Genomic DNA, 13,572 nt, shown 5'->3' on the forward strand with positions numbered 1-13,572 from the left:
ACAATATTATAGCAATAGTCAATAAATCGATAAAATAAAACATTTACCCCTATTTATTTTCAGAAAATTTAAATAAAATCTTGACGACTAGCAATATAGGTTTTATTATGAAGTTAAATTTCATATATTTTACATAAAAGAAGGAGTTTTACAACATTTTGTATGAGAGTAGGTAGTGGATTTGGAAAATAGTATTGAGAGAATACGTTCGGGGATGGAATTGCTGAAACCTGCTGAAAGAAATGTAGCTTTATATATTTTAAGTCATTTAGAGGATATCATACGTATGCCGATTGCTACGCTTGCTGAAAAAGCTAAAACAAGTGAAGCAACAATTGTACGGATGTGTAGAGCATTGAACTTTTCAGGATTTAAAGATTTAAAACTAAGTATTGCAACAGCATCTACTCTTGAAATCCAACAAAACCACAATTTTGAACTAGAAAAAGATTCCACGATTATGCAAATGATACAGACGATTGAAATGCATAATATCGATGCAATCCAACGAACGCTAATGATTAATGACGAAAGAGAATTGGAAAAAATTATTCATCAAATAAATAACGCGAGAAAGATAAGCTTTATTGGCATCGGGGCTTCAGCGATCGTTGCGCAGGATTTCGAACATAAGTTGAAGCGGATAAATAAAAACTGCGAAACAATATTTGATAGTCATGGGCAGCTTATTGCAGCAACACATGCAACGTGCGAGGATGTTGTTTTCGCCATCTCGTACTCAGGGGAAACGAAGGAAATTATTAATGCGCTTACAGTTGCAAAAGAGAATAAAGCAACAGTTATTACAATGACACAAAATAAACGAAATACAATACAAAGCTTTGCAGACTATGCTCTATACGTTGTTTCTAATGAAGCAGATATTCGTAGCTCGGCAACCGCATCACGCATCGCACAACTGACATTAAATGATATTTTATATACAGGAATTGCCACGTTAAACTATGAAAAATCGATTGTTGCGTTAAATCGAACACTCGAGGTAATTAAGGGTTTTTCTCGTTAATATTGGTGCTGACTATATTCATATAGTTAACATAATGAAAATGAAGGGGTGTAATGTATGTTTGTTATCAAAGAGAGAAAGCAGACTTGGTTTTTAGTAGCATTAATGAGTTTAATGTTATTGCTCGTCGCATGTTCGAATGACGAGGAATCAAACAGCGGCACTGAAGGAAACGGCAATACAGAACAATCAACGACTCCATCGGATAATACTACTACAGAAAATACAGGGGATGGTTTGTCAGGCACACTGGAAATTCAATATTTTGTTGGAGGCTATGGTGACGGATGGTGGAAGCAAGTTATAGGTGACTTCCAAAAACAGCATCCGGATTTAAAAATTGTTGAACATGCAGGTCCGAACATTAATACAGAGATGAACACACGCTGGATTTCGGAAACACCACCTGATGTCGTATATATCGATGGTGCTGGAGCTAGTGAAACACAAATGATCGCTGAAGGTCAGTTAATGGATATTAGTGAATTTGCTAAAGGAATTAAACTTGAAAATGGTACAGCTTTATTAGATAGCTTTATCTCACCGGCAGAAGAAGTTGATGGCGGGAAAATCTATAGTTTACCATTAGTATTCGATACATGGGGAACTTGGTTTGACGCGAAGTGGTTTGAAGAAAACGGATGGGAAGTACCAACAGATTTTGACAGCTGGATCAGTTCTATGGAGAAAATTAAAGCCGATACAAAAATTGCACCATTTGTAACGACAGGACAACACACACAATACTTCCACCGTGGCGTATTGAATCCGGCTTTTGCTGCAGCAGGCGGTGAAGAGTTATTAAATGACTTAAATAATGGTGTAGTAGAGGCTTGGAAAAAACCTGAAACGCTTGAAGTATTGAAGAAGGTTGAAAAAATTGCTAAAGCAGGAGTAATCGATAGCGGTTTTGCTGCCTACAATCATACGCAATCACAAATGAACTTTTTAATGCATAAAAATGCTTATATTCCAGTAGGTTTCTGGTTACCAAATGAAATGAAAAATGATACGCCAGACAGTTTTGAATTCGGCTTTACACCAACACCGATGAATGACCCTGGTAAGCCATTAGCGCTTGTACCGGATATTCGTACAATTGCAATTGCTGAAAAATCGCAAAATCCGGAAGCTGCAAAAGCATTTTTAGAATTCATTTTTACGGAAGAATATGCGCAGGCATTTGCTGAATCAACAGGTGCGATTATGAACATGAAGGACATTGATTTGTCTTCGAATACTAATGTTCAGGATTTCTTGAAAAATATAAATGAAATGATCAACAATCCAGGTGCTGTTCATACGTACAAACGTTACACACCAGATGCTGAACTGCAAAAAATAGCGGTTGAAATTACAAATGAAATTAAATTGTTAATTATTGATATCCTACTTGGTGACATTACTGCTGAAGAATTCGTCGATAAGATGGTGAAAAAAGCAGAGGAACTAAGAAAATAAGAAGCGGTCACATTCTAAAGAAGTGACTACGGGAAATGAGGTTGCTAAAAGCTTTTTAGCAACCTTATTTAATAATAGAGAAAGGAGAAATGATTAATGACCTTTTCTTCCAAAAGTAAATATTTGTTTTTAGCATTTTGTTTACTGCCGACTTTTCTGCTATTTATAATTTTTACTGTTTACCCTATGTTAGGTGGTTTGTATTACTCATTTTTTGATTGGTCCGGAACAAGTGCCAACAAAACATTTATTGGCTTAGATAATTATATTCGTCTATGGAATGACTCCATTATTAAAAAGGCGATAATAAATGACTTTTTCTTTGTATTTGTAAAAGTCATTGGGATCATGACGCTCGCCCTATTTTTTGCGGTGGCATTAACGCAGCTTAAGATTAAGGAAGCGCCATTTTACCGGATTGTATTTTTCTTTCCTAATATTATGTCTGTAGTAGTTATCGGGATTTTATGGCAGTTTATTTATGATCCGAATATGGGGATTGTAAATAGCTTATTAAATCAAGTCGGATTAACAGAATGGGCCCGGCCTTGGTTAGGTGATAAAACATGGGTACTACCTAGTATTGCGATTCCCGCCATTTGGGCAGGGATTGGATTATTTATGCTACTTATAATGGGTGGTATATCGAATGTGCCGAAAAGTTTATATGAAGCGGCAGATATTGATGGTGCATCTGAATGGCAACAATTTTGGCATATTACGGTTCCACTCGTTTGGCCACAAATTAAAACATCCATTCTCTATATTATTATTACCTCTCTTAACGGTTCATTTGTACTTGTGCAAGTTATGACGGGGGGCGGACCGGGAAGTGCTTCAGAAGTTATGGGCTCCTATTTATACCAGCGCGCTTTTGAAGATTTCCAATTTGGCTATGGTGCAGCGATTGGGGTACTAATCTTAGTTGTGTCGCTCATTACCGTTCTCGTGTCACAATTTATTTTGAAAAAAGAAAAAGTCGAATATTAACGGGGGGAATTTAGATGAAAGTAGTTTCGCAAATTTTAGTACGTATCCCGTTAATCCTATGGGCATTTATTGTAATTTTCCCGTTAATATGGATGTTTATGGGTGCGTTTAAATCGAATGCAGAAATCTTCACGTCACCTTGGTCATTTCCTACTGATTTTAGTTTTACAAATTTTGAGCGCGCATGGAATGACTATAATATCGGACGTGCATTTTTAAATAGTTTTTTTGTAACAGTTCTTGGATCATTTTTAACACTCATTTTATCCATTCCAACGGCTTATGCGTTAGAGCGTGTGCGGTCAAAATTCGGTGAAGTGCTAATTAATGTTTATTTAGCTTCAATGATGATCCCATCTGTTTTAGGTTGGATTCCTCTATTTTTCCTATTGATGAAGCTTAATTTACTAGACAATTTGTGGGCGTTATCCCTTGTTTATGCCATATCACATGTACCATTTACGATTTTCATTCTTGTTGGATTCATTGGCAATATTCCTAAAGAGCTGGAAGAAGCAGCGGTCGTTGATGGTATGAGTCCATATGGCATACTATTTAAAATTGTGACACCACTCATAAAGACAGGAATTATAACCGTAACGATTTTAAATGCCATTTCTTATTGGAACGAATTTTTCATGGCGCTAATTTTACTTCAAACGGAAAGTAAAAATACGTTAGGTGTTGCTATGAATTTACTGAAAATCGATGCACAATACGATAGTGCATGGGGTGTATTATTTGCGGGGTTATGTATTGCTGTCATACCGGTAATCATTTTCTACTCATTCTTCCAACGCCATATCGTAAAGGGTATGACAGAAGGTGCCATCAAATAGGAGGGGGATCATGTCTTTTTCAGGAGTTGACCAATTTATTGAAACAGCAATCCAAAACAAAGAACTGCCGGGTGCAGTATTGGTTGTGGCAAATGCGAAGGATGTAGTCTATTGTAAGGCATTCGGTATGGCACATATAGAAGAACAAATCCCGATGTCGGAACATACGATTTTTGATTGTGCTTCATTAACGAAAGTAGCAGCAACAGCAAGCTCAGTTTTATTATTGCTGGAGCAGGGCTTTATTGATTTAGATGATTCTATTAGCTACTACTTTCCGGAGCTTATATTGAGGCATGAAGAAGTTAGGATTCGACATTTATTAACACATACAAGCGGATTTCAGGCAGAAATCAAATTTTATAAAGAACAAATAGCAAACAAGGATATTGTGGAACGCATTGCACAGGAAACAGGACGGAAAAATGTAGAGCAGCAGGTCATCTATAGTGATGTAAACTATATTTTATTAGGGAAACTGATAGAAAAGGTTACGGGTATTTCTTTAGAGGACTATGCCCATAAAAATATTTTTCAACCGCTTCGTATGCAAAATACCCAATTTAATCCGTCTGTTCGATTGCGGGGAAAAATAGCGGCAACTGAATACCGACCTTATTTAAACAAACATCAATGGGGTGATGTGCATGATGAAAATGCGCTCCATTTCGGTGGAGTTAGCGGGCATGCGGGATTATTTTCAACTGCTGAGGATTTGGCGAGATTTGCTCAATCTTTTATGAAAAATAACGATTCTATTTTTAAAGAGCATACTAAGCAATTAGCAAAGCGGAGTTTTACAGAGCAGCATTTGGAACAGCGTGGATTAGGGTGGCAATTGTATTCTTCGCCTTCATTTTCCGGCCAATATTTACGAGATGGTTTTGGGCATACAGGGTTTACGGGTACTTCAATTTGGATATCGGATGAGAAGCAATTAGTAATTATATTGTTAACAAATCGCGTTCATTTTGGACGAAGTTGTGAAATTCAAAGGTTTAGAAGAATTGTTCATAACTTAGTTGCACTTGAGAATGAAGAGGTAAGGTGAGCATGTGTCAGGGAAATTATGGATTGGAATCGATGGCGGCGGCACTAAAACGATTGCTGTAATCGGTAATGAAAGCGGACGTTTACTTGCAGCAGCCAAAGGGAGTTCCAGCAATTTAACAGCAATTTCAACAGAGCAGTTGTACACACTAATAAATAATCTGATTGACCAATTGTTAATGAAGACAGGTGTAGCCTTATCGGATGTTGAAACGATATTTGCTGCAATGGCAGGTGCAGATCGACAAGCTGAGCAACAGAAAATATATGATGCGTTTTTGCAATCACCAGTTCTTGCTAAACTTAAAGTTCAGAGTGATATTCATGCTGCATTAGCAGCGGGAACATGGGGCAGAGAAGGTACTTTACTTATTGCTGGAACCGGAGCGATTATATTTGGTTATGAGCAACAAAACACATTTCGTGTTGGTGGCTGGGGCTATTTATTAGGTGACGAAGGAAGCGGCTATCACTTAGGGAAGCTCGCCATTCGTTCTGTATTAAAGGCGCATGATGACAAAATGCCTTTAAAACTTTTTCAAAAAGAGATACTTACTCATTTTAATGTATTATCACCAGATCAGCTCATTACAAAAGTATATAGCAGCACAAATCCTGTAGCCGCTATTTCTTCTGTGAGCAGGATTGTGCTAGACGCTTTTGAAGAAGATACATTAGCAAAAGCCATCGTTTATACAGTTCAAGAAGCTTTATTAGAACTTATTGAAAGTGCCTACTCACGAATCGATCGAACAAAGCCGGTAGTATTACACGGCGGATTATTTTCGAATAATATATTTTATGAAGAGTTTAACATGCGTTTTTCGTCACGATTTCCTGACTTGATTGCTTTGAAGCCAACAATTTCGGGGACAGTTGGAGCTTACTTATTAGCATTACATGAAAATAAAATTGAAGTAAGTGATCCGGTTAAACAAATGATTCAACAAACATGGCGTCTATTGGAAGGTGAGATAACATGAATTACGATCAATTAACAACTGAAAAAAGGAATAATGAAACAATGAATTTGGATGTTATGCCCATCTCGGACGTACTTCAAATAATGAATAAAGAGGATATGCAGGTTGTGAATAGTGTCGAACGAGTTTTACCTACCATTGAGAAAGTAATTAAAAAAGTGGTTGAAAATTTAAGAAATGGAGGGCGCCTGTTTTATATCGGGGCGGGGACTAGTGGTCGTTTAGGTATGCTTGATGCATCTGAATGTCCTCCTACTTTTATGACTGACCCGGAGCTTGTGCAAACGGTAATGGCAGGTGGAAAGGATGCTTTTTTTCAGGCAGTTGAAAATGCTGAAGATCGTTTGGAAGATGGGATGAACAAATTAAAGGGGAAAAACATTACGCCGTTCGATTCCGTTATCGGTATTACGGCAAGTGGTACGACACCATTTGTAATGGGGGCTTTAGAATATGCCCAATCTGTCGGAGCTTTTACGGTAAGTTTGACGAGCAATGTTAAATCTGAAGTAAGTCGCTATGCGGAAGAAGCAATTGAGGTTGTCGTCGGACCCGAAATTTTAACAGGCTCAACACGATTAAAAGCTGCTACATCACATAAAATGATTTTAAATATGATCAGCACGGCATCAATGGTGCAATTAGGTAAAGTGTATGAAAACTTAATGGTCGATGTAAATGCTAGCAATAAAAAATTAAAAGAGCGGGCTAAAAGAATTGTTGTTTCTGCAACGGACTGCAAATATGAGGAAGCAGAAGAGGTGCTTGGAAAAACGAAATTCGCTGTAAAGCCGGCAATTGTCATGCTAAAAACAAATCAAAATTATGAACGAGTAAAACTTGCATTGGAACAAGTAAACGGCCATACAAGAAAGGCTATTTTACTTTTAAACAATAGTTAATAACGAGAGTTGTCATGAATAATTCTGGCAACTCTTTTTGATTTTTCGCTTAGAATTTCTGTATAGTGCAATAATATTTCTTATAAAACCATTGTTTCCATTTTTTGTGCCTGTTAATATTAAAATGTACTAATATTCAGAAAAAACAAAGGGGGCGGGGAGATGGGCATTTCTACAGAAGAGCATGAGATGTTTAGAAAAGCTTTACGCAAAATGCTGGATAAAGAGGCATATCCTTATTTTGAACAATGGGAGAAGGATCGGGATATTCCGCGTGAGTTTTGGTTGAAGCTCGGGGAGAATGGCTTTTTATGTCCGATGGTGAGCGAGAAATACGGAGGACTTGGACTGGATTTTGGCTATTCCGCTATATTAACGGAGGAGCTAGAACGTGTAGGAGCAGGACTTGCGAGTGGGATTTCACTTCATTCTGATATTGTGACACCATATATCGAATCATATGGAACAACTACGCAAAAAGAAAAATGGCTTCCTAAAAGTGTTACAGGTGAGTATATTTCGGCTATTGCAATGACAGAACCGGGAGCAGGCTCCGACCTCGCGGGGATTCAAACGACCGCTAAAAAAGATGGGGATGTCTATATTTTAAATGGAGAAAAGACATTTATTACGAACGGGATCCATGCAGATTATGTAGTCGTTGTTTGTAAAACAAACCAAAAGGCTAGCCCGGCATATAAAGGGGTTAGTCTGCTTATTGTAGAGAATGGTACACCTGGTTTTAAACGTGGAAAAAAACTCGATAAAATCGGAATGCACAGTGCAGATACAGGAGAGCTTATTTTTGAAGATGTGCGTGTACCGGTAGAAAACTTATTAGGGGAAGAAAACCGGGGCTTCTATTATTTAATGGAAAAACTGCAGCAGGAACGATTAATTGTAGCTATTGAAACTCAAATTGAAGCTGAATGTTGTTTACAGCTAACGGTAGATTATGTAAAAGAACGTAAAGCATTCGGGAGTCGTATTGCAGATTTCCAAAACACACAATTTAAATTAGCGGAAATGGCGACGGAAATTGAGCTTGGACGTACATATGTCGACAATTTAATCGAAAAACATATTGCTGGTAAAGAAATTGTGAAGGAAGTCTCAATGGCAAAGTGGTGGATTAGTGAAATGGCAAAGCGTGTCGTAGCGGATTGCCTACAGTTACATGGAGGATATGGATATATGGAAGAATACGAAATCGCGAGACGTTATCGAGATATTCCGGTAGCAGCGATTTATGCGGGAACAACGGAAATTATGAAGGGGATTATCGCAAAACAAATTTTAAAATAGTACTTACAAAGGGGATAGAATTATGAAAAACGTATATATCGTAGACGGGGCTCGTACTGCATTTACAGCTTTTGGGGGTTCCTTTGCAACAACAGATGCAGTACAGCTTGGTACAAAAACTGCAGTGGAAGCGTTAAAGCGGGCAAATGTACAGCCTGAACAAGTCGACCATGTAATTTACGGGGGTGTCATTACAACTGGTTCCAATTCAGCCTATTTAGCTCGACATATTGGACTTTACGCAGGTGTTCCTAAAGAAGTACCAGCTTTAACTGTGAATCGTTTATGTGGATCAGGTATGCAATCGGTTATATCTGCTGCACAAATGATACAGCTAGGTGAAGGAAATGTAGTATTGGCTGGGGGAGCAGAAAATATGTCCCAATCGCCATATTCGAACTTCGAACAACGCTTTAGCGGTTCGAAACTAGGCAACCTGGAGTTTACAGATATGCTTCAAGCAACATTAACAGACCAGTATACAGGTTCAGGAATGGGCTTGACGGCAGAAAAGCTGGCTGAACAGTATACAATTTCTCGCGAGGAGCAAGATGCATTCGCCCTTCTTTCAAATGAACGTGCCGCAAAAGCACGTAAGGACGGCACTTTTGCAAAAGAGATCGTGCCGGTTGCTGTAGCTACGAGAAAAGGCGAGATTTTAATAGATCAGGATGAACATATTAAAGAAGGCGGCACACGGGAGAGCTTGGCAAAGTTACGTCCTGCATTTAAAAAGGACGGAACCGTGACAGCAGCGAATGCTTCCGGCATTAATGACGGGGCAGCATCTGTCGTTGTCGCAAGTGAAGATTTTGTAAATGGACAAGGACTAAAGCCGTTAGCCCGCATTGTATCATGGGGAATAGCGGGTGTTGATCCGTCGATTATGGGAATCGGTCCGGCTCCGGCAATTCGTCAAGCATTGGAGCGTGCGAACTTAACAATTGAGGACATGGATTTAGTTGAAATTAATGAAGCATTTGCAGCCCAATATATCGCAGTAGAAAAGGAACTTGGACTGAACCGTGAGAAAACGAATGTAAATGGTGGTGCAATCGCACTCGGTCACCCAGTAGGTGCAAGTGGTACAAGAATCATCTTATCCGCTGCATATGAACTGCAACGACGAAATGGGAAGTATGCGGTTGCCAGCCTTTGTATCGGTGGCGGACAAGGAATTGCTTTAATTATCGAAAGAGTATAGAAACTTGGCATGCTAGGAGAAAGTTTCCGGCATGCTTTTTTGTTGTATGTTTTTATTAGAACAATAATGCGGGATATTAGAAAAAGTCGGGCCGGTATTAGAAAAGTGAAAGGGGATTTTAGAACAAAGCGAACCTTTATTAGCACAACGAAAGGACATATTAGAAAATCGCAATTTTATTAGAACAAATAAAAATATATTAGACGATTTCAGATTATATTAGAAATCCTTGCAACTTTTTCACCCCAAGTTTCTAAAGATGAGACACAAAGGGTAGCATACCGAAATAGATTCTTTCATTTGAACTTTATTACGAAAAATTCAAAACGATTTTAATTTGACACAAACCTTACTTTTTTTGCTGTAAACAACCAAATCACATTCCGCCAAATTTTACGCATTAATTGCGGAATATGTTACACTAAAGCCAACGAATAAAAGGTGGTAAAACAATATGTCAGCAATCAGTTTATTAAACGAAACACTTCAAAATAAATGGTCGTTTGAAACGACAATGAAAATTCAGGACGAAATGATTCCAGCGATGGTTGAAGGGAAAGATATCGTAGCAGAATCCCCAACAGGCTCAGGAAAAACATTAGCCTACACATTACCTATTTTAAATAAAGTTGACGGAAAAAAGAAACAAACCCAAGCGTTGATCGTAGCACCATCACAAGAGCTTGCAATGCAAATTGTTGAAGTTATCCGTGATTGGACAGTTGGAACAGATATTACTGTCCAACAGTTGATCGGTGGGGCAAACTCAGCTCGTCAAATTGAAAAATTAAAGAAAAAGCCAACGATTGTTGTCGGGACACCAGGTCGCTTAAATGAATTGGCTCGCCAAGGTAAATTAAAGCTTAGAGAAATAGAAACAATTGTTTTAGATGAATGCGATCAGCTATTAAGTCGTGAATACCGCGTTGTCGTAAAATCATTTATAGAAAATGCGGCATTCGGTCGTCAAGTCGTTGTAGTATCTGCAACGATTACAGAAGAAATAAAGCTTGTAGCAGAACGCTTAATGTTCGAGCCAGTCAGCATAGAAATTAAGCCTGAAGATATGGTGAAGTTCGGTAAAGTAGTTCACTCCTTTGTAAAAGTAGAGGAACGAGACAAAACAGAGATGCTTCGCCGTCTTGCTAATATTGAAGGACTGCGCGGGTTGGCATTCGTCAATAATATTGACCAAGTATTAATGAAACAAAACAAGTTGGAATATCGCGATGCACCAATTGTAGCACTTCATTCAGATATGAAAAAAGACGAACGTAAAAAAGCGTTGGATGCTTTCAGAAAAGGGGAAGCGCGCATTTTAATTGCAACAGATATTGCGGCACGAGGTTTAGATATTTCAGGATTAACACATGTTATTCATGTCGACGTTCCACGTATAATTGAGCAGTATACACATCGTTCGGGCCGTACAGGTCGTGCAGGAGCAGATGGAGAAGTATTAACATTATTATCTTATAAAGATGAAAAGACTTTCAAAAAATGGTTGCGTGATCTTTCATTAAAAGGTGTTCAAAAAGTATGGACTCAAGGGCAGCTTGTGGAGGGAAATGCAAAAACAGTTTCATCAAAAGCGGCTCCCGAAGTAAAGAAAGCAACAGAGAAAAAGTCTTATCAGCCAAAGACAAATAAAAATGGTATGACTTTCAGTAAGAAAAAGGAGAAATAATTCATGACATTCCAAGAGAAGTTAGAGCAATATGCAGATTTAGCTGTTCGTATCGGAGTAAATGTTCAAAGAGGACAATACTTATTAATTAATACATCAACAGATACATTGGATTTCACACGAATTGTTGTGAAAAAAGCATATGAGGCAGGCGCAAGTCGTGTCCATGTAAATTTAACAGATGCAAGCTTTGAACGTGCCTATTTTGAAAATGTTACTGTTGAAGAGACAGCTAATTTTCCTAAATGGGTCGTTGCACAACGCGAGGAATTAATCGAACGTAAAGGCGCACTTCTTTGGATTGATGCAGAAAATCCCGATTTACTGGCGGGTATAGAATCGGAGAAAATCGGTGCTCAGCAGAAGGCAGCAGGTACAGCGCTTGTCAACTATCGTAAAGCAGTTATGAATGATGATATCGCATGGTCAATTATTGCAGTCCCTTCTCCAAAATGGGCGGCTAAAGTCTTCCCTGATTTAGCTGAGCAAGAACAAGTACCGGCATTATGGGATGCCATTTTTAAAACTGTGCGTATTGGTGATGGTAATGCGGTTGAAAACTGGAAAAATCATATTGAAACTTTACATGCACGTGCAGCACAGCTAAATGCTAAGAAATATGCTAAATTACACTACTTGGCACCAGGTACAGATTTAACAATTGAATTACCCGAAAAGCATTTATGGAAAAGTGGTAGTAGTGAATCTCCGGACGGTACAACATTTATTGCGAATATGCCGACAGAAGAAGTATTTACACTACCTGCAAAATATGGGGTAAATGGATACGTATCAAATACAAAACCGCTTGTTTATAAAGGAAATATTATTGATGAATTTAAGCTTACTTTTGAAAAAGGAAAAATTGTGAGTGCTGAGGCAAAAGTGGGTCAGAAATTACTGCAGCAGCTTATCGCTTCAGATGAAGGTTCTACTTATTTAGGGGAAGTGGCATTAGTACCACATGAATCACCAATTTCAGCATCAAATATTTTATATTACAACACATTATTTGATGAGAATGCATCTAATCATTTAGCGATTGGTGAAGCATATCCAACTTGTTATGAAGGTGGCAAGGAGCTAGAAAAAGGCCAGCTAGAATCGTTAGGTATTAATACATCGATTACACATGAAGATTTTATGATCGGAAGCGCTGAAATGGATATAGACGGTATTTTAGCGGATGGCTCAGAAGAACCGATTTTCAGAAAAGGAAACTGGGCATTCTAAATATAGAAGTGGGGTGAGTAAATGCGGAAAATAATACTTAGCATTATTTTTTGTGTCGTCTTATTTCCAACTGCAACATTGGCCGATGAACGGGAAGTGTATATAGCGCTTGGAGATTCATTAGCAGCAGGACAAACGCCATACAGTGAAATCGATGCGGGCTATACGGATTTTATTGCTTTACAGCTCATGCGCAACGGAAAACTTGCTCATTTTTCAAAAGAGCTTACTTTTCCGGGTTATCGTGTTGAAAATGTCATTGAAACAGTTCAATCTGATAAAGCAGAACAGTTACTAAATGAGGCGACATTGATTACTATTTCTGCGGGGGCCAATAATTTACTCCCTCTTATAGCGCATAATCCGGAGCAAGGTACTATTGCCTTTTCCCAGCTAAGTGCGGACTTTGCATTAAATGAAGTGCGGATTCAAATGAAAGAACTCCTTTCGTTAACAAAAGAAAAAGCACCTAACGCTGAAATTTATGTGCTTGGTTATTATTTTCCTTATGTGAGCCTTCATGAGGAGCAAAAACAAGGTGCAGAAAAGGCAGTAAAGTTATTAAATGGAATTTTAAAGCAGGAGACAGAGCAAGCCGGATATGTATTTGTTGATGTTTTTGAAGCTTTTAATTCAGGGCAAGCGGATTATTTACCTAGCATTCAGGATATTCATCCGAATCAGCTTGGTTACCGTATAATGGCTAATGAAATGCTAAAGAAATATAGCGGAATTGATTTTCTTTCGTTACCTATAGACGCAATGCCTGCACCAAATCCGAAAACATTTGAAGAAATGTTGCAGATGCAGCAAACTGTATTACCAGGAGAGGAAGGGCAATTTATGCCCCTGCATTATCCTGATAAACCAACACCTATATATGTATAAATA

12 protein-coding genes are annotated in these 13,572 nt (G+C 38.3%); all 12 read left to right on the top strand.

Annotated elements, in window-relative coordinates:
* The first annotated feature begins 175 nt into the window (after window positions 1–175).
* The 12 genes from SNE38_RS06995 to SNE38_RS07050 all read left to right on the top strand — a co-directional run bounded on the left by SNE38_RS06995 (window position 176) and on the right by SNE38_RS07050 (window position 13,569).
* Window positions 176–1,027, top strand: a complete 852-nt coding sequence (locus tag SNE38_RS06995) for a MurR/RpiR family transcriptional regulator (protein ID WP_336046169.1) — start codon at window positions 176–178, stop codon at window positions 1,025–1,027.
* Window positions 1,028–1,084: 57 nt separating this feature from the next.
* On the top strand, window positions 1,085–2,488 hold the full coding sequence (locus SNE38_RS07000; protein ID WP_191704743.1) for an ABC transporter substrate-binding protein: 1,404 nt from the start codon (window positions 1,085–1,087) through the stop codon (window positions 2,486–2,488).
* Window positions 2,489–2,584: 96 nt separating this feature from the next.
* Window positions 2,585–3,478, top strand: a complete 894-nt coding sequence (locus SNE38_RS07005; RefSeq protein ID WP_191704742.1) for a carbohydrate ABC transporter permease — start codon at window positions 2,585–2,587, stop codon at window positions 3,476–3,478.
* A gap of 14 nt (window positions 3,479–3,492) precedes the next feature.
* Window positions 3,493–4,317 (top strand): carbohydrate ABC transporter permease, encoded by an 825-nt coding sequence (locus SNE38_RS07010; RefSeq protein ID WP_336046170.1) that lies wholly within the window; start codon window positions 3,493–3,495, stop codon window positions 4,315–4,317.
* Window positions 4,318–4,327: 10 nt separating this feature from the next.
* A complete protein-coding gene (locus SNE38_RS07015) occupies window positions 4,328–5,368 on the top strand; it encodes a serine hydrolase domain-containing protein (protein ID WP_336046171.1) in 1,041 nt (346 codons plus the stop codon).
* Window positions 5,369–5,372: 4 nt separating this feature from the next.
* On the top strand, window positions 5,373–6,350 hold the full coding sequence (locus SNE38_RS07020) for an N-acetylglucosamine kinase (RefSeq protein ID WP_191704739.1): 978 nt from the start codon (window positions 5,373–5,375) through the stop codon (window positions 6,348–6,350).
* On the top strand, window positions 6,347–7,252 hold the full coding sequence (murQ, locus tag SNE38_RS07025) for an N-acetylmuramic acid 6-phosphate etherase (protein WP_336046172.1): 906 nt from the start codon (window positions 6,347–6,349) through the stop codon (window positions 7,250–7,252). The genes SNE38_RS07020 and murQ overlap by 4 nt, the downstream gene beginning before the upstream one ends.
* Before the next feature lie 162 nt (window positions 7,253–7,414).
* The gene (locus SNE38_RS07030) at window positions 7,415–8,557 is read left to right on the top strand and encodes an acyl-CoA dehydrogenase family protein (protein ID WP_336046173.1); all 1,143 of its coding nucleotides are present in this window, start codon (window positions 7,415–7,417) and stop codon (window positions 8,555–8,557) included.
* Between the two features lie 22 nt (window positions 8,558–8,579).
* A complete protein-coding gene (locus SNE38_RS07035; RefSeq protein WP_336046174.1) occupies window positions 8,580–9,761 on the top strand; it encodes an acetyl-CoA C-acetyltransferase in 1,182 nt (393 codons plus the stop codon).
* A gap of 454 nt (window positions 9,762–10,215) precedes the next feature.
* The gene (locus tag SNE38_RS07040) at window positions 10,216–11,448 is read left to right on the top strand and encodes a DEAD/DEAH box helicase (protein WP_336046175.1); all 1,233 of its coding nucleotides are present in this window, start codon (window positions 10,216–10,218) and stop codon (window positions 11,446–11,448) included.
* Window positions 11,449–11,451: 3 nt separating this feature from the next.
* A complete protein-coding gene (locus SNE38_RS07045) occupies window positions 11,452–12,681 on the top strand; it encodes an aminopeptidase (RefSeq protein WP_336046176.1) in 1,230 nt (409 codons plus the stop codon).
* Between the two features lie 21 nt (window positions 12,682–12,702).
* Entirely contained in the window at window positions 12,703–13,569 is an 867-nt protein-coding gene (locus SNE38_RS07050) for an SGNH/GDSL hydrolase family protein (RefSeq protein ID WP_336046177.1), read from the top strand.
* Window positions 13,570–13,572: the final 3 nt, after the last annotated feature.

The sequence above is a fragment of the Solibacillus ferritrahens genome (assembly GCF_037027585.1).
GTDB classification, from domain to species: Bacteria; Bacillota; Bacilli; order Bacillales_A; family Planococcaceae; genus Solibacillus; species Solibacillus ferritrahens.